At 57.4% G+C, this 21261-nt stretch carries 18 protein-coding genes and 1 pseudogene; 15 read left to right on the top strand and 4 right to left on the bottom strand.

From position 1 onward, the window contains the following. The first annotated feature begins 8 nt into the window (after nucleotides 1–8). From G6L28_RS11770 to G6L28_RS11750, 5 genes are all read left to right on the top strand, one after another. Nucleotides 9–422, top strand: a complete 414-nt coding sequence (locus tag G6L28_RS11770; RefSeq protein ID WP_174063968.1) for an MAPEG family protein — start codon at nucleotides 9–11, stop codon at nucleotides 420–422. Nucleotides 423–436: 14 nt separating this feature from the next. Next, nucleotides 437–1075, top strand: coding sequence for a LysE family translocator (locus tag G6L28_RS11765; RefSeq protein WP_174063967.1), 639 nt, complete (start codon nucleotides 437–439; stop codon nucleotides 1073–1075). A gap of 33 nt (nucleotides 1076–1108) precedes the next feature. Beyond that, nucleotides 1109–1861 (top strand): SDR family oxidoreductase, encoded by a 753-nt coding sequence (locus G6L28_RS11760; RefSeq protein ID WP_174063966.1) that lies wholly within the window; start codon nucleotides 1109–1111, stop codon nucleotides 1859–1861. Between the two features lie 23 nt (nucleotides 1862–1884). After that, nucleotides 1885–3291 carry a dihydrolipoyl dehydrogenase gene (lpdA, locus tag G6L28_RS11755; RefSeq protein ID WP_174063965.1) on the top strand — a complete coding sequence of 469 codons (1407 nt, stop codon included), beginning with the start codon at nucleotides 1885–1887 and terminating at the stop codon, nucleotides 3289–3291. Nucleotides 3292–3415: 124 nt separating this feature from the next. Further along, nucleotides 3416–3910, top strand: a complete 495-nt coding sequence (locus G6L28_RS11750; RefSeq protein ID WP_174063964.1) for a cytochrome b — start codon at nucleotides 3416–3418, stop codon at nucleotides 3908–3910. 49 nt (nucleotides 3911–3959) lie between these two features. Here the strand turns inward: G6L28_RS11750 and G6L28_RS11745 are convergent, their stop codons facing one another. From G6L28_RS11745 to G6L28_RS11735, 3 genes are all read right to left on the bottom strand, one after another. Next, complete coding sequence (locus G6L28_RS11745; protein WP_174063963.1) at nucleotides 3960–5957, bottom strand: BCCT family transporter; 1998 nt, start codon at nucleotides 5955–5957, stop codon at nucleotides 3960–3962. Between the two features lie 191 nt (nucleotides 5958–6148). Further along, the gene (locus tag G6L28_RS11740) at nucleotides 6149–7243 is read right to left on the bottom strand and encodes a TraB/GumN family protein (RefSeq protein WP_174063962.1); all 1095 of its coding nucleotides are present in this window, start codon (nucleotides 7241–7243) and stop codon (nucleotides 6149–6151) included. 89 nt (nucleotides 7244–7332) lie between these two features. Further along, nucleotides 7333–8268 (bottom strand): tyrosine recombinase XerC, encoded by a 936-nt coding sequence (locus tag G6L28_RS11735; RefSeq protein WP_174063961.1) that lies wholly within the window; start codon nucleotides 8266–8268, stop codon nucleotides 7333–7335. A gap of 134 nt (nucleotides 8269–8402) precedes the next feature. On the opposite strand from G6L28_RS11735, the gene G6L28_RS11730 reads away from it, so the two are divergent. The 10 genes from G6L28_RS11730 (at nucleotide 8403) to G6L28_RS11685 (ending at nucleotide 21161) form a co-directional block, all read left to right on the top strand. Beyond that, nucleotides 8403–10649, top strand: a complete 2247-nt coding sequence (locus tag G6L28_RS11730; RefSeq protein ID WP_174063960.1) for a primosomal protein N' — start codon at nucleotides 8403–8405, stop codon at nucleotides 10647–10649. Nucleotides 10650–10717: 68 nt separating this feature from the next. Then, entirely contained in the window at nucleotides 10718–11104 is a 387-nt protein-coding gene (locus tag G6L28_RS11725) for a DUF4345 domain-containing protein (protein WP_174063959.1), read from the top strand. Nucleotides 11105–11365: 261 nt separating this feature from the next. Continuing rightward, nucleotides 11366–11932, top strand: a complete 567-nt coding sequence (locus G6L28_RS11720; protein WP_174064237.1) for a F0F1 ATP synthase subunit delta — start codon at nucleotides 11366–11368, stop codon at nucleotides 11930–11932. Next, entirely contained in the window at nucleotides 11932–13461 is a 1530-nt protein-coding gene (atpA, locus tag G6L28_RS11715) for a F0F1 ATP synthase subunit alpha (RefSeq protein ID WP_174063958.1), read from the top strand. Before G6L28_RS11720 ends, atpA begins: the two co-directional genes overlap by 1 nt. 28 nt (nucleotides 13462–13489) lie before the next feature. Beyond that, complete coding sequence (locus tag G6L28_RS11710; RefSeq protein ID WP_174063957.1) at nucleotides 13490–14368, top strand: F0F1 ATP synthase subunit gamma; 879 nt, start codon at nucleotides 13490–13492, stop codon at nucleotides 14366–14368. A 24-nt stretch (nucleotides 14369–14392) separates the two neighbouring features. Beyond that, nucleotides 14393–15850, top strand: coding sequence for a F0F1 ATP synthase subunit beta (gene atpD / locus G6L28_RS11705; RefSeq protein ID WP_174063956.1), 1458 nt, complete (start codon nucleotides 14393–14395; stop codon nucleotides 15848–15850). Between the two features lie 86 nt (nucleotides 15851–15936). After that, the gene (locus tag G6L28_RS11700) at nucleotides 15937–16347 is read left to right on the top strand and encodes a F0F1 ATP synthase subunit epsilon (protein ID WP_174063955.1); all 411 of its coding nucleotides are present in this window, start codon (nucleotides 15937–15939) and stop codon (nucleotides 16345–16347) included. Nucleotides 16348–16707: 360 nt separating this feature from the next. Beyond that, nucleotides 16708–17559 (top strand): formate dehydrogenase accessory sulfurtransferase FdhD, encoded by an 852-nt coding sequence (gene fdhD / locus G6L28_RS11695; protein ID WP_174063954.1) that lies wholly within the window; start codon nucleotides 16708–16710, stop codon nucleotides 17557–17559. Between the two features lie 202 nt (nucleotides 17560–17761). Further along, on the top strand, nucleotides 17762–19147 hold the full coding sequence (locus G6L28_RS11690) for a sigma-54-dependent transcriptional regulator (protein ID WP_174063953.1): 1386 nt from the start codon (nucleotides 17762–17764) through the stop codon (nucleotides 19145–19147). Further along, nucleotides 19140–21161, top strand: a complete 2022-nt coding sequence (locus G6L28_RS11685) for a sensor histidine kinase (protein ID WP_174063952.1) — start codon at nucleotides 19140–19142, stop codon at nucleotides 21159–21161. Before G6L28_RS11690 ends, G6L28_RS11685 begins: the two co-directional genes overlap by 8 nt. On the opposite strand, the pseudogene G6L28_RS11680 reads toward G6L28_RS11685, so the two are convergent. Continuing rightward, nucleotides 21158–21261 (bottom strand): annotated as a pseudogene (locus tag G6L28_RS11680) (IS481 family transposase); the annotation flags it as partial. The gene G6L28_RS11685 and the pseudogene G6L28_RS11680 sit on opposite strands and share 4 nt — an antisense overlap.

Here is a 21261-nt window from a genome sequence, read left to right as displayed (position 1 = left end):
AGAGCACCGTGCCACCTACCTTCCTTGCTGCGTCCCCCTTTTTGCCGCTCATCGGTCTGAGTGTGTTGCTGCTGATGGTGCATGTCATTCTCCAAGGTGTTTCGGCGACCCGGGAACTTGGTTCGCAGTGGAATGCCGGGCCGAGAGATGATGGACGGAAGCCGGAGGGTAAGCTCGCATGCCGCGCGGCGCGCGCCTCTTCGAATTTTCGTGAAACCTATCCGGCCTTCATCGCGCTTGCTTTCGGCGTGATCATGGCAGGCGATCCCTCAGGGGTTGCGCTCATAGGCGCATGGATCTGGCTGATCTGCCGTGTGATTTATATTCCGCTTTATCTGGCGGGCATTCCCTACATTCGCTCTCTGGTCTGGCTGGGCGCGATGGCGGGACTATTGTTGATGTTTATTGTCTTGATGATCTAGGGGCGGATATTCTCATGCATCAATATGCGATCGAACTGGCATCCCTTATGGCGATCTTTTTCTTCGCTATCGTCTCTCCCGGCGCTGACCTTGCCATGGTCATGCGTCAGGCGATGGTGCATGGGCGCCGCGAGGCCATCATTACCAGTTTCGGCATCGGCACATCACTGATGTTCCACGTAACCTATACGATCCTTGGTCTGGGCCTCATCATTTCGCAGTCGATCTATCTGTTCAATATCGTGAAGTGGCTTGGCGTCGCCTATCTCATCTATATCGGAATCAAGGCGCTCCGTTCGAGCAAGATGGAACTGCCAGACGTTTCGGCAGATGCGGTCATCACGAAACGTCAGTCTGCCATCAAGGCGTTCACGCTTGGATTTGCCGCAAATGCGCTAAACCCCAAGCCGGTTTTCTTCTTCCTGTCGATCTTCTCGACTGTGGTTCATGCCCATACGCCGGTCATGATCAAGTTCGGCTACGGTATCATCATGGCGAGCTGCCTTATCGCATGGTTCGTCGGCGTCAGCCTCTTCATGACCACACCGCGCATGCGCACGGCTTTCGCCCGCGCCAGCCAGTGGATCGACCGCACCAGTGGCGTGGTTTTCATTGCGCTCGGAATCAAACTCGCAACGGAAAAAGCAGCCTGATATGCGGTTGGTTCTGTCGAAGAGACTTGGCGCATGACAGAGGGACCGGTACTCCTCGTAACGGGTGGTAGCCGTGGAATCGGCGCTGCGGTCTCGCGGCTCGCGGCTAAGCGCGGGTGGCGCGTTCTTATCAACTACGCTGTAAATGAAGGCGCTGCGCAGGCTATTGCCGACGAGATTTCCCATAGCGGCGGTATTGCCCGCATCGTGCAAGGCGATACTGGCACCGAAGACGGTATCGGCTCGATTTTCGCCACCGTCGACAATATGTTCGGACGAATTGAAGGACTGGTCAATAATGCAGGCGTTGTCGATCAGACGGCTCGGGTCGATGAATTTTCGCGTGAGCGGTTGGACCGGATGTTTGCGATCAACGTGATCGGCAAGATCCGGTGCGCTTCCGAAGCGGTCAAGCGCATGTCCACCAGACATGGCGGGCAGGGCGGGTCCATCGTCAATATCTCGTCGGTCGCGTCGGTCCTCGGCAGTGCTGGTCAATATGTAGATTACGCCGCTTCCAAAGGGGCGGTCGACACTTTTACCATTGGCCTCTCCCGTGAAGTTGCCACCGAAGGCGTTCGCGTCAACGCTGTCCGGCCCGGTATCATCGATACCGATATTCACGCCTCGGGCGGCTTGCCGAATCGTGCCAGGGATTTAGCGCCGCAGGTGCCGATGCAACGCCCCGGTACAGCAGAAGAAATCGCTGACGCGGTTCTTTATCTCCTTTCGCCTGAAGCATCCTATGTCACGGGCGCAATATTGAATGTGAGCGGCGGCAGGTAGCCGCCAACAATGAAGGAAATCAAATGGCTTATGATGTAGTTGTTATCGGAACCGGCCCCGGTGGTTATGTTTGCGCAGTCAAGGCAGCGCAGCTCGGCCTCAAGGTCGCTGTTATCGAAAAACGCGCCACGTATGGCGGTACGTGCCTCAACGTCGGCTGCATTCCTTCCAAGGCTTTGCTGCACGCTTCTGAAGTGTTTGCGCATGTTTCGCATGGCGTTGACAGTCTCGGCATCGAAGTGTCTGCACCGAAGCTCAACCTCGAAAAGATGATGGGCCATAAGGACGGCGTAGTGAAGGCTAACGTCGATGGCGTTGGCTTCCTGTTCAAGAAGAACAAGATCGATGCTTTCCAGGGCACCGGCAAGGTCGTATCTGCCGGCAAGGTCTCCGTCACCAACGACAAGGGCGAAGTTCAGGAAATTGAAGCGAAGAACATCGTTATTGCTACGGGCTCTGATGTCGCGGGCATTCCAGGCGTCCAGGTCGAGATCGATGAGCAGGTCATCGTTTCCTCCACCGGCGCGATTGCGCTGTCCAAGGTTCCGGAAAAGCTGATCGTTGTCGGCGGTGGTGTGATCGGTCTTGAGCTAGGCTCCGTCTGGCAGCGCCTTGGCGCAAAGGTCACTGTCGTTGAATATCTCGACACCATCCTCGGTGGCATGGACGGTGAAGTATCAAAGCAGGCCCAGCGCCTGTTCGCCAAGCAGGGCATTGATTTCAAGCTCGGCGCGAAGGTGACCGCGGTTGAAAAGGGTGCCACCGGCGCAAAGGTCGTGTTTGAGCCGATTAAGGGCGGTGCTGCTGAAACGCTGGAAGCCGATGTCGTTCTGATCTCCACAGGCCGCAAGCCGTACACCGAAGGTCTCGGCCTTGCCGAAGCGGGCGTTGCGCTGGACAGCCGTGGTCGCGTCGAAATCGACGGTCACTTCAAGACCAATGTTGCTGGCATCTACGCCATCGGCGACGTGGTGAAGGGTCCGATGCTGGCGCACAAGGCAGAAGATGAGGGCGTCGCACTGGCGGAAATTCTCGCTGGCCAGCACGGCCACGTGAATTACGATGTCATTCCGGGTGTGGTCTACTCCCAGCCGGAAATCGCATCCGTCGGAAAGACGGAAGAGGAGCTGAAAGCGGCAGGCGTCGCCTACAAGGTTGGCAAGTTCCCGTTCACGGCAAACGGTCGCGCACGTGCGATGCAGGTGACGGACGGTTTCGTGAAGATCCTTGCCGACAAGGAAACCGACCGCGTACTTGGCGGCCATATCGTCGGCTTCGGCGCTGGCGAGATGATCCACGAAATCGCCGTTCTGATGGAATTCAGCGGTTCTTCCGAAGATCTCGGTCGTACCTGCCACGCGCACCCGACGATGTCGGAAGCCGTGAAGGAAGCAGCGCTCGCAACCTTCTTCAAGCCGATCCACATGTAATCGGACGTACCGGCTAGAGCAGAGCCGAACATTATATTTTGGTAAGCCAGAAAGCCGCATCTTGTTCTTCTTGATGCGGCTTTTATTATGAAGTCTTGAACCGCTCTAATATGAGGATCGTCTTATGGGTTCAGCTTCGATCACTGGCTACAGCATTCCACAAAAGGCGCTCCATTGGACCATGGCGCTCCTCATTCTGTTCAATCTCGTCTTTTCAGATGGCATGGAGCACTGGAACCGGCTCATTCGCCGAGGCCAACCGGTGACGCCGGAGGATGTCTCTTCCGCCAATATCCACGCCTATGTGGGTATCGCAATTCTGGTGCTCTGTCTTATCCGGCTCTGTCTTCGTCTCGTCCAAGGCGTACCCGCGGCACCTCCCGGAGAGCCGCCGCTGGCCAAACTCGTCGCCAAGGTCACCCATTGGGCCTTCTACGCAATCTTCATCCTCATGCCTTTCACAGGCATCGGAAAATATTACTTCGAAAACGAAACCGCTGGAGAGCTGCACGGTGGACCGCTCAAACTGCTTCTCTGGACGTTGATCCTGTTGCATATCGTCGGCGTACTCGTTCACCAGTTCTACTGGCGGACGGGGCTTTTGCGCCGTATGGCTTGATGGGATCAGGACAAAGCACCTCCGAAGACGTGCTTTGTCCTGTAATCGATCAGGCGCGAATGGCGTGAAGATACTGGAAGTGCCGGTCGTATTGTGACAGCACGTCCTGAATGAGTTCTTCCTTCGAGAAGCCCATTACGTCGTAGTCCTGCCCGCCGTCTGACAGGAACACCTCGGCGCGATAATAGTAATCGGCACGTCTACGGTTGCTCTGGCTTTCGAAGAAGCTGTAGCCCGGCGTCTCGTACCGGCGCATGCGGATACCGTAGACGAACTCCTCTGTTTCACCGGGGGCTACCGTCAGCTTCAGCCGCGTCGGCTCTTCGGTGAGTTCGGATACCAACGAGCGCTTTTCCAGTTCCACCGCTACCGCACGAAGGGCTTCGGTCGCCGTTTCCTGCATGAAGCGATCGCCTTCAGCCTTGGTTGGGTGGTTAAGAATGCCCTGCAACTGTCTCTGCCAGTTTGCGGATTGGCGAGGACGCAGGCTCTGGACAAGCGCGTTCTGACGAACGCCTTCACGTTGCAGGCCCTTCCAAAGTCCCCAGCACATCAACAGCATTACGAATGTGAAGGGAAGCGCTCCGGCGATTGACGCGGTCTGAAGCGCATCCAGCCCACCGGCGTAAAGCAGGATCGCACCGATGACACCCGAGATGATTGCCCAGAAGACACGGCGTGCCACAGGACCGTCCTCACGGCCGCCGGATGTCAGCGTATCGATGACGAGGGCAGACGAATCCGCGCCAGTGACGAAGAAGAAAACGATCAGCGCCATGGCGAACCACGACACGTAGAGGCCGAAAGGAAACTGTTCCAGAAGCACGAAGAGTGCCAGCGTCACATCCTTTGCCACGGCATCGGATACTGCGGTCGTTGCGCCTGTAAGGTGCAGCGAAAGCGCGGTATCGCCGAAGACTGTCATCCATGCGAAGCTGAAACCGGCAGGCACGAGAAGGACACCGGCGATGAATTCGCGTATGGTGCGGCCACGGGAAATGCGAGCGATGAACATGCCCACAAATGGCGACCATGCGATCCACCAACCCCAGTAGAACAGTGTCCAGTCGCCCAGCCACTCGCTCGGTCCTTTGTCCGGCGAATAGGCATACATGTAGAACGTCCGAAAGACGAAATGATCGAGATAAGCACCGAGGTTCTGCACGAAAGCCCGCATCAAGAAGGTCGTCGGCCCCATGACGAAGACGAACAGCATGAGCGCCACGGCCATGAGCATGTTGAGATTCGACAGGAACTTGATGCCCTTGTCGAGACCGGTCGCCACGGAAACGGTCGCCATGGCCGTGATGATGACGATCAACGGCAATTGCACCCAGAAGGAAATCGGCCAGCCCAAAACATGGTTGAACCCGGCATTGACCTGAAGCACGCCAAGACCAAGCGATGTCGCGACACCGAAGATCGTACCGATCACGGCAAACGTATCCACCGCATTGCCGATAGGGCCGTAAATACGATCACCAATCAGCGGATATAGGGCCGAGCGCATGGTCAGTGGCAGGCCGTGACGGAACGAGAAATAGGCGAGCGAAAGGCCGATCACGGCATAGACCGCCCAGGCATGGAGACCCCAGTGGAAATAACTGATTTCCATGGCGGTTCTGGCAGCTGCTATGGTGGCGGGGTCCCCCTCGGGCGGCGCGGTGAAATGTTTCACGGGCTCAGCAACACCGAAGAAGACGAGACCGATGCCCATGCCCGCGGCAAAGAGCATGGAGAACCAGGCACCATAGCTGAAATCGGGTTCGGAATGGTTGGGACCGAGTTTGATGCGACCAAAGCTCGAAAAGCCAAGGTAGAGCATGAAGATAAGGAAGACCGCGACGGAGATGAGATAGATCCACCCAAGTTCGGTAACGATCCATGATTGAACCGCGCTGAAAACCGCCGCAGAGCCTTGGGGTGAAACAACACCGGCGATGACGAAGAGCAGCGTGAGCGATATGGACCAAAGGAAAACAGGTCTGTTGACGCCTTCGGTCAAACCTACCGGTTTGGCCTCGGCTGGTGGCTGTTCTTCCGTCATGTCATTCCCCTCTCAACTATCCTATATGGATGATCGGTCTCTCCGGATTCCGGTTCGTTCGACGTATCGGACGGCGCGGAGAAGTCCGACGCGAGTAAGGAATGTATTGCGCGCCAAATAGTTGCTTTGGAAATTCACTTTTTATATTTAGAAATCTCCAATTTTACAATCGGTTAGGAGCAAAAAGCCTATCATTGCACGGCGGTCAGGGTGAAGCCTTTTTGACGCAGAAGCTCGATCACGCCTTCTTCTCCGGGCAGATGAAGGGCGCCCACCGCCATGAACACGCTTCCCGTTTCCAGGTGGGGCGTGGCGCGATCTGCCATAACGTGATTGCGGTCCGTGATGATCCTTTTTTCGAAGGCGGCGTAGCCGTCGCGAGCTTCTGCGTTCTGTTCCGGCGAGATACTCTTCATCATCGGCGTGATCATGCCGATTTCGCCTTTCAGATAGAGGTCTATCATCGTCGCCATAATGTCCTCCATACGATCTCCAAGCTGAAGCATCTCGATCAGAGACTGGACATGAAAGGACATGGGTAGCTCGGAAATAGCGCTCATCTGCTCGACCAGAGTTTCGAGGCCGACCAGCTTCTTGCCCTTGCTCAGTGCATCATTGGCCAGCTTCATGTCGAGAAAACTTGCGCCGTTAGCTTTTCGCGCAAATTCGCACGCCGGAAGCGCCACGAAACTGGAGAGTATCCACGGTTTCATTTTCAAAACGGCGTTGAGCGGAATGCCGCGGTCCTTCAGGCCCTGTTCAAGCTTCGCGACCTCGTCCATTGGCAGCATGTCGGTGATCGACTTGCCATCGAGAAACATGGTGAGATCGGGCCTTGCAAGTAATGCTGCTGCTGCCTTTTTTTCGCTGGTGATTTCGTCGGATTCGACGATGACCGTTTTGGCAGCGGCAAAGGCCTGTGCAGCGCCGTTGGGCATGTCGAGGACACGCGGATCGGAGATATGCATGGTGCCCAGGAGCCATGAGGGCTCTATACCGTCTTTCTCGACCTTCCAGAAAGTACCTGTTCCGTTCGGTATTTTCTTTGCTTCCGCGACGATTGCTGCGAAAGCCGCCGGATCGGCCTTCTGCATCCCTGTCAGAATGTCCGAGCCGCCGCATGTAACATGATCTTCGGAAGCATTTGCTTCCGTCATGGTGAACAGCGTCAATAGCAGGACGACCAGAGCCGCCAAGTGTACGGACGCAAGCAGCCACAAAAGAGCATTGCCCAAACGGCCCATCAAAAGCGATGTCAGGCCCTGCGGCCGCGAAAGAACGGTCATCGAATCACCTCGGTTTCCTTCTTATCGCTTATAGGGATAGGTATTTGCACGGACGGTTAATGGTTATGGTTTCCGATTGATTAACGTATTTAAGCTCTTGGATGAGCGTTATCGTAAATCTCCAGAAGCCTTGCCATATCGACGCCGGTATAGACCTGCGTGGTGGAAAGACTGGCATGGCCCAGCAGTTCCTGAATGGTGCGCAAATCTCCTCCGCCCGCCAAAAGATGGGTTGCGAAGGAATGACGTAACGCATGTGGCGTGGCGTTTTCCGGCAGGCCGAGAGCGCCGCGCAGCTTTTGCATTTCCCGCTGAATGATGGCGGGCTGCAACGTTCCGCCCTTCGCGCCGAGGAAAAGTGGTTCATTTTCGGGCAGGTGATAGGGGCAAAGTTTACGATAATTTTCCACCGCCTCCAGTACCACGGGCAATAATGGCACGAGGCGGGTCTTGTTACCCTTGCCGGTCACGCGAAGGCTGCGGGTGCCCGGGGCAAGGTCGGCGGGTGTGAGGCCAAGTGCTTCTGAAATACGAAGGCCGCAGCCATAAAGCAGTGCCAGCACCGCGGCGTTGCGGGCCGCGATCCATGGGTCTTCCGCCAGTTGCGCATTTGCTGTGGTGATCTTGAGCGCCTGCCGGTCCGTCAGCGGTTTCGGCAGCGATTTCGGCTGCTTGGGAGACCGCATGGCAGTCGCGCCTGCGGCATTGACCATGCTTTTTTTCTCAAGATAGCGCAGAAAGGAGCGCAGCCCTGCGAGATGCCGCCCAAGCGAGCGTGCGCCAGCACCTTCTTTTCTGCGTGAGGCAAGAAATGCCCGCAAATCGGTGGGCCGCAGCTTGTCGATATCCTTGATGCGCACCGGATGGCCGATATAGCCGGTCATGAACATCAGAAACTGGCGCGTATCACGCTCATAGGCTTCGACCGTCTTATCCGAAAGACGACGCTCGCCGTCCAGTGCTGCAAGCCATGTCTGGCGCTCGCCTAGAAGTTCGGGATCGGCAAAGGTCAGAATTTCGTCCAAGGCGTGTTCCTATCTCAGTCTCGCACATGGTAAATCTTTGCGGTCAGCATTTGGTTAAAATACGAGTGACAGGGTCCCCCGGTCTCCGCTAAAGGTTCCCTTTTCGTTTCCAAAAGGGCAATGTCGCCTCCATCATGGCAAAAGATTCGACCGATCTGTTTGGAGCGCTGTTCGATCAGCCGCAGTCCGACCGCACCAAGCTTGGCTCTGTCGAGCCTTCCACGGCAGTGCCTGTGCTCGTGCCTATGCCAGCCCCCGGCCCTTACAGCTATTCCGTTCCTGACCACATGGTGGTTGAGCCGGGATCGATCGTGCAGGTGCCGCTCGGGCCCCGTCAGGTGATCGGGGTCGTATGGGACGAAAGCGATGGTGGCTCTGTCGATCCGAGGAAGCTGAGACCGATTACCAAGACCTTCGATTGCCCACCCCTGCGGGAGGAGATGCGCCGCTTTATCGATTGGGTTTCCACCTACACGCTTTCGCCGCCCGGCTTGGTGGCGCGCATGGCGCTACGTGCGCCTGCCGCTTTCGATCCGGAGCCGATGATCGAGGGTCTGCGGTTGACCGAGGGACGACCCGAACGGCTGACGCCTGCGCGCAAACAGGTGATCGATCTTGCAGCAGAAGGCCATGCCTGGACGAAAAGCGGGCTTGCCCATGCCGCCGGGGTTTCCACCAGCGTCATCGACGGATTGACCAAGCAGGGTGTTTTTGAAACCGTCTTCCTTCCTGCGCCGCCAGTGGTGGCGGAGCCGGACCCGAACTATAGCGAATCCCGGCTGGAAGGTCCGCAGAAACAGGCTGCATCTGAAATACTGGAGGACGTCCGGAAAGGTAGCTTTGCGGTTTCACTGATCGATGGCGTCACCGGCTCCGGCAAAACCGAGGTGTATTTTGAGGCGGTGGCTGAAACGCTGCGTCAGGGAAAACAGGTCCTCATACTCCTGCCGGAAATCGCGCTGACCGCCGCGTTTCTGGATCGTTTTCATGATCGTTTCGGCTCCAAGCCTGCCGAATGGCATTCCGATCTTTCACCCCGCATGCGCGAAAAAGTCTGGCGGCAGACCGTGACCGGAGAAGTACGCGTCGTCGCCGGTGCTCGCTCGGCGCTGTTTCTCCCCTTCGACAATCTCGGTCTGATCATCGTGGATGAAGAGCATGACCCAGCCTATAAGCAGGAAGACCGCGTCTATTATAATGCACGCGATATGGCGGTTGTACGCGCCCGGATCGGTGACTTTCCCATTGTGCTGGTGTCTGCCACGCCATCGGTAGAAAGTCAGGTGAACGGAAATTCCGGTCGCTATAATACCATTCATCTCCATACGCGCTTCGGCGATGCCGCGATGCCGGATCTGCACTTGGTCGACATGCGCCGCCATCCGCCCGAACGCGGAGGCTTTCTGTCGCCTGTTCTTCTGCGCGGCATTGCCAAGACGATAGAGAAGGGCGAGCAGGCGCTGCTGTTCCTCAATCGTCGCGGCTATGCACCGCTGACGCTGTGCCGTGTTTGCGGCCATCGCTTCCAGTGTCCGCAATGTTCAAGCTGGCTGGTGGAACATCGGTTTCGAAACCAGCTCCAGTGCCATCAATGTGGTCATAACCAGCCGACGCCGGATCACTGCCCGGAATGCGGCACCTTCGATCATCTCGCCGCTTGTGGTCCGGGGGTGGAGCGCATTGCCGAGGAAGTGGAAAAGCATTTCCCCGAAGCGCGCACTATCGTTCTCTCTTCCGATCTCATGGGTGTAAAGCGCTTGCGTCTGGAGCTTGAGGCCATCGTGAAGGGCGAGGCGGATATCGTCATAGGCACGCAGCTCGTCGCCAAGGGTCATAACTTCCCGCTCATGACGCTGGTGGGTATTGTCGATGCCGATCTGGGGCTCGCGAATGGCGATCCACGCGCTGCCGAGCGAACGTTCCAGCTACTTTCGCAGGTGACGGGTCGCGCCGGGCGAACCGGTCTCAAAAGCCATGGCCTGCTCCAGACTTACCAGCCGCAGCATCCGGTGATGCAGGCCATCGTTTCGGGCGATGCCAGCGCATTTTACGAGCGGGAAATCATCGAGCGGGAAAAGGCGATGCTCCCGCCATTCGGTCGGCTCGCCTCGCTGATCATCTCGGCAGATAGCCGGGCTGAGGCCGAGGCCCATGCCCGTGCCCTGCGCGCCGCAGCACCACAAGCAGCCGGTATCATGCTGCTTGGCCCGGCGGAAGCGCCGCTTGCGCTCATTCGCGGGCGTTACCGTTTCCGGCTGCTGGTTCACGGCAAACGCAATTCGGATATGCAAGCCTTCCTGCGGGCGGTGATGGCGAATGGTCCGAAGGAGCGCGGCTCCATTCATGTGCAGATGGATATAGATCCGCAAAGTTTTCTCTAGTCGGCGCTTTGCGCATTTACGTCACCATGGCATAAGCGGCGCGGGGAACCACTGATTTGGGGGCTATCATGGAATTCTATTTTCCAACCGAGTTTGGCGAGCAACTGGCATTCAGCGCTGCGGTGCTGGCTTCGGTCATCGGTCTTGTCGTGATGTTTGCACCTGCGGTCACATTTCGTCTGTTCGGCCTGCAACTCGCTGCTGAACGCCGTGATGGTCTGGTCTTGATACGCTCGTCGCTCGCTGCTCTTTATCTTGGGTTCGGCGTTACGGCACTGCTCCTTGCGCAGCCGATGGTCTACCTTGCCTTTGGTGCGTCCTTCGGACTGGCGGTCTTTGGCGCAATTCTTTCCATCCTTTCGGATGGAGGCGCAACAATGCGAAATTGCCTACTTCTGGTTGTTCATATGATTCTGGCTGCTTTGCCACTCGCCTATGTGTTCGGGATGGTTTGAGAGGCGCAATCAGGCTTTTTGCCCGTGCATTTGCATCATGACCGCGCATTTCAGAAAATTAAACCGTTTTAGCCCTTGTTCAAAAGAACGTTTCCGCTATTACGCGTGTTGCGAGTCCCGGCATCCTATGCTAGACGGGCGGCGAAATCGAGATAAGGCAGGGGGGAATTCCGGCCTTTTTCGGGGAAATTGAAACGAATTCAAGAATTTGGCGAAGCTGAGCGATCAGCTCCGGTTTCTTGGATGAATAGCAGGGAAAAATTGCCCGTGGCAGATGCCTCCCATGGAACATCCGGTGTAGCGGAAAGGTATGCGTCCTCGCTTTTCGAGCTTGCTTTGGAAGCAGGTTCTGTGGACGCGGTCGGTGCCGATCTCGACAAGTTTCAGGCTTTGCTCGATGAGAGCGATGACTTGAAGCGTCTGGTTGCGAGCCCTGTATTTTCTGCTGAAGACCAGTTCAAGGCCGTTTCGGCCATCGTCGTGAAGGCTGGCATCACCAGCCTCGCAGCCAATTTCCTCAAGGTTGTGGCCAATAACCGCCGGCTCTTTGCCGTGCCTGGCATGATTGCCGCCTACCGCACCATTGCCGCCGCTCACCGCGGCGAAGTCGTTGCCGAAGTTACTTCGGCTCATGCGCTCGACGAAGCGCAGGAAACTGAACTGAAAGCGGCGCTGAAGAGTGTGACCGGCAAGGAAGTGACGATCGCTTTGACGATCGATCCCTCCATCCTCGGCGGTCTCATCGTAAAGGTCGGTTCACGCCAGATCGATACGTCCCTTCGCACCAAACTTTCCACCCTTAAGCTTGCACTGAAAGAGGTTGGCTGATGGATATCCGCGCCGCGGAAATTTCCGCAATTCTTAAAGACCAGATCAAAAATTTCGGCAACGAGGCAGAAGTCTCGGAAGTCGGCCAGGTGCTTTCCGTCGGTGACGGTATCGCCCGCGTTTACGGCCTCGACAATGTTCAGGCTGGTGAAATGGTCGAGTTCCCAGGCGGCATCCGCGGCATGGCCCTGAACCTTGAAAACGACAACGTCGGTGTTGTTATTTTCGGTTCTGACCGTGACATCAAGGAAGGCGACACCGTCAAGCGCACAGGCGCGATCGTGGACGTTCCTGTCGGTCCTGAGCTGCTTGGCCGCGTGGTCGACGCTCTCGGCAACCCGATTGACGGCAAGGGCCCGATCAACGCAACGCGCCGTTCGCGCGTCGACGTCAAGGCTCCGGGCATCATTCCGCGCAAGTCGGTTCATGAGCCCATGTCGACTGGCCTCAAGGCTATCGATGCTCTGATCCCGGTTGGCCGTGGCCAGCGCGAGCTCGTCATCGGCGACCGCCAGACCGGCAAGACCGCCATCATTCTCGACACGATCCTCAACCAGAAGGCCATTCACGACAATGGCCCAGACAGCGAAAAGCTGTACTGCGTTTACGTGGCCATAGGCCAGAAGCGCTCGACGGTTGCCCAGTTCGTGAAGGTCCTCGAAGAGCGTGGCGCTCTCCAGTACTCGATCATCATCGCCGCAACGGCTTCCGATCCTGCTCCGATGCAGTACCTTGCACCGTTTGCCGGTTGCGCCATGGGCGAGTACTTCCGTGACAACGGCCAGCACGCGCTGATCGGTTACGACGACCTTTCCAAGCAGGCTGTTGCCTACCGTCAGATGTCGCTTCTTCTGCGTCGTCCTCCGGGCCGCGAAGCCTATCCTGGCGACGTTTTCTACCTGCATTCCCGTCTGCTCGAGCGCGCCGCCAAGATGGGTGACGACGCCGGTGCGGGTTCGCTGACGGCTCTGCCGGTCATCGAAACGCAGGGTAACGACGTTTCCGCGTTCATTCCGACCAACGTGATCTCGATCACCGACGGCCAGATCTTCCTCGAAACCGACCTGTTCTATCAGGGTATCCGCCCGGCTGTTAACGTCGGTCTGTCGGTTTCCCGCGTTGGTTCTGCCGCGCAGATCAAGGCCATGAAGCAGGTTGCCGGTTCGATCAAGGGTGAGCTTGCCCAGTATCGTGAAATGGCAGCGTTTGCCCAGTTCGGTTCCGACCTTGATGCCTCCACACAGCGCCTGCTGAACCGTGGTGCACGTCTGACCGAATTGCTCAAGCAGCCACAGTTCTCGCCGCTCAAGACGGAAGAACAGGTTGCGGTGATCTTCGCTGGCGTCAACGGTTACCTCGATAAGGTTGCTGTTGCCGATGTCGGCAGGTTCGAGCAGGGTCTGCTGTCCTACCTTCGTTCCGAAGGCAAGGGCATTCTCGACACCATCCGCACGGAAAAGGCTGTTAGCGACGACACCAAGGGCAAGCTGAAAACTGCTCTTGAAAACTTCGCCAAGTCTTTCTCCTGATTAGACTCGTGACTGGGACGGATAACGGATGCCTTCACTAAAGGATCTGAAAAACCGCATTGCCTCCGTAAAGGCGACGCAGAAGATTACCAAGGCGATGAAAATGGTCGCCGCGGCGAAGCTTCGGCGCGCCCAGGAGGCTGCGGAGGCCGCCCGGCCTTACTCGCAGCGCATGGGCGCCGTTCTTGCCAATATCGCTCAGGCGGTAGAGGCGGACGTTGCTCCGGTTCTGATGACCGGTACGGGCAAGGACGACGTGCATCTGCTCGTCGTCTGCACCGCAGAGCGTGGTCTTTGCGGCGGTTTCAACAGCCAGATTTCCCGTTTTGCCCGTGAGCGTGCCCGCAAGCTGATCGCGGAAGGCAAGACGGTCAAGATCATGACCGTTGGCAAGAAGGGCTACGACAGCCTGCGTCGCGAATTTGCGTCCAACATCATCGAGCGCATCGAATTGCGCGACGTGAAGCGCGTTGGTTTCGAAAATGCCGACAACATCGCCAAGAAGATCATTGCGCGCTTCAACGCCGGTGAATTCGACGTTTGCACACTGATCTATTCCGAGTTCAAGTCGGTGATCAGCCAGGTGCCGACAGGTCTGCAACTCATTCCTGCTGCGGCACCTGCGGTCGAGGTCGAGCAGTCTGCAACGACGGCCATTTACGAATACGAGCCGGATGCGGCTTCCATTCTGGAAGACCTTATTCCGCGCAACATTTCCGTCCAGGTTTTCCGGGCCCTGCTCGAAAATGTCGCTGGCGAAATGGGTGCCAAGATGAGCGCGATGGACAATGCCACGCGCAACGCCGGTGAAATGATCCACAAGCTGACGCTGTCCTATAACCGTCAGCGTCAGGCTCAGATCACCAAGGAACTGATTGAAATCATTTCGGGCGCGGAAGCGCTCTGAGGTTAAGGAAAGAGGGTAAGGATAATGGCTAAGGCAGCTACCCCCAAGAAAACCGCAGCGATCACTGGCGCGACCGGCAAGGTTACGCAGGTTATCGGCGCTGTTGTCGACGTGGCATTCGAAGGCGCCCTGCCTGCGATCCTGAACGCCGTCGAAACTGACAATAACGGCAACCGTCTGGTTCTCGAAGTTGCGCAGCATCTCGGTGAAAACGTCGTTCGCACGATCGCCATGGACTCGACCGAAGGTCTGGTTCGCGGTCAGGCCGTCACCGACACCGGCGCTCCGATCACCGTTCCGGTTGGTCCCGAGACGCTCGGCCGTATCATGAACGTCATCGGCGAGCCTGTTGACGAAGCTGGCCCGCTGGTCACTTCCGGCAAGCGTGCCATCCACCAGGAAGCACCTTCCTACGTCGACCAGTCGACCGAAGGTCAGATCCTCGTCACCGGCATCAAGGTCGTCGACCTTCTCGCACCTTACGCAAAGGGCGGTAAGATCGGCCTGTTCGGCGGTGCTGGCGTTGGCAAGACCGTTCTGATCATGGAACTGATCAACAACGTCGCCAAGGCGCATGGTGGTTACTCGGTCTTCGCTGGCGTGGGTGAACGTACCCGCGAAGGTAACGACCTTTACCACGAAATGATCGAGTCCGGCGTTAACAAGCACGGCGGCGGGGAAGGCTCCAAGGCTGCACTCGTTTACGGCCAGATGAACGAACCACCAGGTGCGCGCGCTCGCGTTGCTCTGACGGGTCTGACGATTGCCGAAGACTTCCGTGACAAGGGCCAGGACGTTCTGTTCTTCGTGGACAACATTTTCCGCTTCACGCAGGCTGGTTCCGAAGTGTCGGCTCTCTTGGGTCGTATTCCTTCTGCTGTGGGTTATCAGCCAACGCTGGCAACCGACATGGGCCAGATGCAGGAACGCATCACCACGACGACCAAGGGTTCGATTACCTCGGTTCAGGCGATTTACGTCCCTGCCGACGACTTGACCGACCCGGCACCGGCAACATCGTTCGCCCACCTGGACGCAACGACGGTTCTGTCGCGTTCGATCGCTGAAAAGGGTATCTACCCGGCTGTTGACCCGCTCGACTCCACCTCGCGCATGCTCGACCCGATGATCGTTGGCGAAGAGCACTACGAAGTTGCCCGTAAGGTTCAGTCGACCCTGCAGCGCTACAAGGCTCTTCAGGACATCATCGCCATCCTCGGCATGGACGAACTGTCGGAAGAAGACCGTCTGGCGGTTGCACGCGCTCGTAAGATCGAACGCTTCCTGTCCCAGCCGTTCTTCGTGGCCGAAGTCTTCACCGGGTCGCCGGGCAAGCTCGTTGCTCTCGAAGACACGATCAAGGGCTTCAAGGGTCTCGTCAACGGCGAGTACGACCACCTGCCGGAAGCTGCATTCTACATGGTTGGCTCCATGGAAGAAGCAATCGAAAAGGCAAAGAAGCTGGCTGGCGAAGCCGCTTAATGTGATAAAACGGGTGCGCGGTAATGGCCGCGCCCCTTTGCTCCTCGCGTAATCCAAATTCGCGTAAACAGAAGAAGTGAATAGCCATGGCCGACACTTTCAAATTTGAACTTGTTTCTCCCGAGCGTCTGCTGGTCTCCGAAACGGTCAGCGAAGTCGTCATTCCGGCGACCCTTGGCGAAATGACGGTTCTGGCAAACCACGCACCGGTCATGACCACGATCAAGCCGGGCGTCGTTACCGTGAAGTTCGCCTCTGGTGAGACGCACAAATACGTCGTGTTCGGCGGCTTTGCAGATATCCTGCCGACTGGCTGCACGCTCTTGGCTGAATCTGCCGTTTCGGCGGATGATCTGAGCCCGGACGATCTTCAGAAGCGCATCGACAATGCACGTTCCGAGATCGAGGAAGGCAACCACCACCACGATCATCTCACCAAGCTTGAAAAGCACCTGTACGAACTGACGAACCTGCACGAGGTTCTCGTCGCTGCTTGAAAGCACCGGGCGGGTTCGCAAGGATGACTGTCCACATAATGAATGACAAAGGCGGCCGGAAAGGGCCGCTTTTTGTTTTTGCGCTTGGCGAATTTTGTCGTCCTGAACGGGGGAATATGAATTTTCTACCGCCATTCGGATAGTTGTAGACGCTGAAGCTTTGCGAAGAACGCGAACCGTGTTCTTTGCGCGCGCCCTCGTCGCTATATATGTCCTGACGCCGAGCGGCCCTTGCTATGCTTCAAGTAAAATTGTCTGACGCATCCCGCGCAAAATGTGAGGCGATGCTGCTACAACGACTTGCCTCCTGAGAAGGTGAAACCGACGAAGCCGCTGCCACGCGCCGAGAAAGGGAAAAAAATGTCTGCCAGAACGGCTTTCAAGTCGATAGAGCGAGTTTCGCGCCGCAACGGCATCCTCAAGAGTGACCTTCGCTCGGTGCCGGAAGAAGTGCCTGTTGCCTTCTCCTATGGTGGTTCGACGCATGCGGTGATGATGGCTACACCTGCGGATCTCGAGGATTTCGCCTATGGTTTCAGTTTGACGGAAGGCATCATCCTGGGTGCTTCGCAAATTGATGGTGTTGAGGTCCTTCATACAGAGCAGGGCTTCGATGTCCAGGTGACGTTGGTGGATGAGCAGGCGGATGCCCTTCGCTCCCGCAGGCGGCATATGGCTGGGCCGGTGGGCTGTGGCCTCTGCGGTATCGAATCGATAGAGCAGGCGGTTCGGCCTGTTCCCGATGTGTCTGGCGTAACCATGAAGATCAACGCCAAGGTGATCGTTGAAGCGATGGCGGCCCTCAATGATGCGCAGCCGCTGCATCGGGAGACGCGCGCAGTGCACGGTGCTGGTTTCCATGTGCCTGGCGAAGGGCTGGTCGCCGTACGCGAGGATGTCGGTCGCCACAACGCGCTGGACAAGCTGGCGGGCGCAGTGCTGCGCTCAGGCCGCAAAGGATGTGAAGGCATTGTCGTCGTCACAAGCCGCGTGTCGGTGGAAATGGTACAGAAAGCTGCGATCATGGGCAGTCCAATACTTGCAGCCGTCTCCGCGCCGACTGCGCTCGCCATCCACACCGCAGAGCAGGCTGGCATGACTATCGTCGCGCTGGTTCGTGGTGAAGACCTCGAAATTTTTACACATTCTCATCGTGTGACGATGGACGGCAACGGCGGCGATGTTGGGGATGAAATCACCTTTACGGCTTAAGCTCTGTCGTCTGTGGCTGGCGCAAGAGCCTTCGGCTTTTCCAGGCAAGGAGGGCCGGTTTTCTTGGCTTTTGACGGTGGCTTTGCTAATCGTCAATCGATAGAGCCGCAACCGGTTGGCTTGCGGCTCGCTTTTTTGAAGGTTCACCGCGAACAACGCTGAACAGTCCGGCTGTCAGACCTGACAGAATCGGGAGAATATGATGCAGCATGACGTCATTGCGAAAACATCAGGTCGAGCGCCGGAGACGGATTTTGGACCATGGCTGGCCAAGGCATCCATCCTCGTCATCGATGATGAGCCGGGCATGCGCAATTTTTTGATGCGCACGCTGGAAACACGCTGCGCCCACGTCGATGAGGCTGCGGATACGGCGGAAGCGACGCGCAAGCTGGACGAACGGCACTTTGATATCGTGATACTCGACAACATCATGCCGAAGAAAACTGGGCTGGAGTGGTTGGCGGAGCAGCGCGCCGTGGGTTTTTACGCCGAAGCAATATTGATGACGGCATATGCCGATCTCGACACCGCCATTCAGGCGATCCGCGCCGGTGCGGCCGATTTCGTGCTGAAGCCTTTTCGCTCCAACCAGATATTGAACGCTATCTCCCGTTCGCTCGACAGGGTCAATCTGCAACGGGAAAACTTTGCGCTGAAATATGAGTTGAGAAGCGCATCGGACCACATCTATCTGCGCGACCGACTGGTGGGCAGTTCTGCCACCATTCAGCAGACACGGGATATGATTACCCGCGTCGCACCGCTGCCGACTTCTGTTTTGCTGACCGGTGAATCCGGCACGGGAAAGGAAGTGCTGGCACGGTCCATCCACGAATTATCGGATCGTGCGGCCAAACCTTTCGTGCCGGTCAACTGTGCAGCGATCCCGGCGGATATGCTGGAAACTGAGCTGTTCGGCCACGTAAAAGGGGCGTTTACCGGGGCCGAAAGCCGCCGCGAGGGACTTTTCCTGCATGCGCAGGGCGGCACGCTGTTTCTGGATGAAATCGGTGAAATGCCGCTTGCCCTGCAAAGCAAGCTTCTACGGGTAATCGAAGATCGGAAGGTGCGTCCTGTCGGTGCGGAGCGCGAAGTGCCGATCGACATCCGTTTCGTTTTTGCGACCAATGCCGATCTGACGCAGGATGTGGCGAAGGGGCGCTTCCGCGCTGACCTGTTTTACCGCATCAATGTGATGCAGATTTATCTTGCTCCATTGCGGGATCGCGAGCGCGACGTGGTGGAGCTATCCGACCTTTTCATGCAGAAGCTTTCACGGCAACTCGGCATGCCGCCCGTTGCCATGGATGATGCCGTGCGCTCCATGCTCCTTGGCTATCACTGGCCGGGCAATGTTCGCGAGTTGCGCAATCTTATCGAGCGCAGCCTCATTCTGGGGCGCTTTCCGCTGGATCTGCGCGGAGTCGGAACGGCTCAGGCCGTTCCCGGCACGTTGGAAGAAGTGGAAAAGCGCCATATTCTGGCGGTGCTGAATGAAGCGGCTGGTAATCGCGATGAAGCGGCGCGCAGGCTTGGCATTTCACGCAAGACCATCGACCGCAAGATGTCCAGCTGGCATGGCTGAGCACCCGGGCATCCCAGCTTCCGTCAATCCATTGCGTTCGGTCCGCGTCCGGCTGCTGGCGATTGCGCTTCTACCAACACTGGTGATCCTGCCTTTGCTGCTCGGCGTCACGATGGTGCGCTGGAGCGACAAGTTCGATGCTCTTCTTATCACCAAGGTCAACAGCGATCTGACCGTCGCCCATCAGTACATGGCGACGATCCTGGAAAACACCGGCGAGCGGTTGGATGCGATCACCGGTTCGGCGCAATTGCAAAACATCCTTGCTTCATCCCGGCCGGCTGAGCTGGCCGCTCTTCTGGAGGAAAACCGGACAAAGCTCGGCCTCGATTTCCTCTTCGTGCTACAGGCGGATGGCGTGGTCGATGCAAGTGCAGGAACCAGTCTGAAAGCTGCTCGCACGGATTGGCCGGTGCGAAAGTCTGCTCTCGCAGGATTGTCATCTTATGGAATGGACGCTTTTTCTGAAGACGAATTGCTGGCGCTTTCGCCCGCTCTGGCGGAGCGCGCAAGGATTGAGCTGGTTGCGACAGCCAATGCCAGCGCCGAGGAAAACAGGCAGGAGACGAGGGGCATGGTCATCCATGCTGCCAGTCCTCTTCATATGCCTGACGGTACGACCGTGGCCCTGGTCGGCGGTAGGCTTTTGAACCAGAATCTTGAATTCATCGATACGGTCAACGATCTGGTTTATCGCCAAGCAAGCTTGCCGGATGGAAGTCAGGGAACGGCCACACTGTTTCTGGACGATGTACGCATCAGCACCAATGTCCGCCTGTTCGAGAACCGCCGTGCGCTTGGCACGCGTGTCTCAGAGGCTGTGCGCGCTGCGGTGTTGGATCATGGCGATGTCTGGCTGGACAGCGCCTTCGTCGTCAACGACTGGTATATCTCGGCCTATGAGCCGCTGGTGGATAGCTACGGCAAGCGGATCGGGATGCTTTATGTCGGCTTTCTGGAAGCACCATTCGCGCAGGCGAAATATGAGACGCTGGGCTCGGTGATCGCCGCTTTCATCGGCATTACCATCCTTAGTATTCCGGTGTTTCTTCGCTGGGCGCGCAGCATCTTTAAGCCGCTGGAGCGGATGACGCAAACCATTGCCAAGGTGGACGAAGGGGACCTTGGTGCCCGTACCGGTCTGCTGCCCTCGGGCGACGAGATCGGGCAGGTGGCGGTGCATCTGGATGAGTTGCTGGAGCGGTTGCAGCAGCGTGAAGGGGAGCTACGGGCCTGGAACGAGGAGCTGAACGTGCGCGTAGAAGAGCGTACCCAGCAACTGCAACTCGCCAATCTGCGGCTGGAGGCAACCACCAAGCAGCTTGTCATGTCGGAAAAGCTGGCAACCATCGGCGAGATCACTGCGGGCGTCGCGCACGAAATCAACAATCCGATTGCGGTCATTCAAGGTAATCTGGAGGTCGCACGTTCTGCTCTCGGGGAGAAGGCGGATGTTGCGAAACGCGAGTTCAACCTCATAGACGAGCAGGTGGATCGCATCAGCCGCATCGTCGGCAAGTTGCTGCAATTCGCGCGGCCCGAAGAGTTTGCGGGCTATGTAGAGCGGCAAAGCCCCGCTACGGTGATTTCCGACTGCATGCCGCTGGTCAAGCATGTCTTGAGCCGTGCCGGCATTGATGTCGTCCGCAGGGACGCGGCCGATGGCCTGATCGCCATGAACCGGACTGAATTGCAGCAGGTTCTGGTCAACCTCATCGTCAATGCCGCTCATGCCATGCCGGACGGGGGAGTGCTGACGCTTTCTTCTATGGATGAGGAGCGCCACGGCTCAAGAGGGGTGACTATCGCGGTTGCCGATACGGGCGTCGGTATGAGCGAGGACGTGGTTGCCCGCATCTTCGATCCGTTCTTCACCACCAAAAGGCAGGAGGGCACTGGGCTCGGACTTTCCGTCAGCCAGATGTTGATCGCCCGTCAGGGCGGAGAGCTTGCGGTTGAAAGCCGTGAGGGTGAGGGAACCGCTTTCACGATCTGGTTGCCGCAGGCGGTTTAGATGTTTAGTCCCGGGAATTGATGGGTCGGGTCGGTGGTGAATCGATCCGGTTCATTTGTCAAGCTCCGACAAATGAATTCGTATGGAGTGAGGCCTTTGA

This window comes from Agrobacterium larrymoorei (genome assembly GCF_013322225.1).
GTDB lineage: Bacteria > Pseudomonadota > Alphaproteobacteria > Rhizobiales > Rhizobiaceae > Agrobacterium > Agrobacterium larrymoorei_A.
This window is presented reverse-complemented; position numbering and strand designations above follow the sequence as displayed.

Coding starts and splice junctions, on each gene's coding strand:
- G6L28_RS11765 (WP_174063967.1), top strand. CDS start 437: ATGCATCAATATGCGATCGAACTGGCATCCCTTATGGCGATCTTTTTC.
- G6L28_RS11760 (WP_174063966.1), top strand. CDS start 1,109: ATGACAGAGGGACCGGTACTCCTCGTAACGGGTGGTAGCCGTGGAATC.
- lpdA (WP_174063965.1), top strand. CDS start 1,885: ATGGCTTATGATGTAGTTGTTATCGGAACCGGCCCCGGTGGTTATGTT.
- G6L28_RS11750 (WP_174063964.1), top strand. CDS start 3,416: ATGGGTTCAGCTTCGATCACTGGCTACAGCATTCCACAAAAGGCGCTC.
- G6L28_RS11745 (WP_174063963.1), bottom strand. CDS start 5,957: ATGACGGAAGAACAGCCACCAGCCGAGGCCAAACCGGTAGGTTTGACC.
- G6L28_RS11740 (WP_174063962.1), bottom strand. CDS start 7,243: ATGACCGTTCTTTCGCGGCCGCAGGGCCTGACATCGCTTTTGATGGGC.
- G6L28_RS11730 (WP_174063960.1), top strand. CDS start 8,403: ATGGCAAAAGATTCGACCGATCTGTTTGGAGCGCTGTTCGATCAGCCG.
- G6L28_RS11725 (WP_174063959.1), top strand. CDS start 10,718: ATGGAATTCTATTTTCCAACCGAGTTTGGCGAGCAACTGGCATTCAGC.
- atpA (WP_174063958.1), top strand. CDS start 11,932: ATGGATATCCGCGCCGCGGAAATTTCCGCAATTCTTAAAGACCAGATC.
- G6L28_RS11710 (WP_174063957.1), top strand. CDS start 13,490: ATGCCTTCACTAAAGGATCTGAAAAACCGCATTGCCTCCGTAAAGGCG.
- atpD (WP_174063956.1), top strand. CDS start 14,393: ATGGCTAAGGCAGCTACCCCCAAGAAAACCGCAGCGATCACTGGCGCG.
- G6L28_RS11700 (WP_174063955.1), top strand. CDS start 15,937: ATGGCCGACACTTTCAAATTTGAACTTGTTTCTCCCGAGCGTCTGCTG.
- fdhD (WP_174063954.1), top strand. CDS start 16,708: ATGTCTGCCAGAACGGCTTTCAAGTCGATAGAGCGAGTTTCGCGCCGC.
- G6L28_RS11690 (WP_174063953.1), top strand. CDS start 17,762: ATGCAGCATGACGTCATTGCGAAAACATCAGGTCGAGCGCCGGAGACG.
- G6L28_RS11685 (WP_174063952.1), top strand. CDS start 19,140: ATGGCTGAGCACCCGGGCATCCCAGCTTCCGTCAATCCATTGCGTTCG.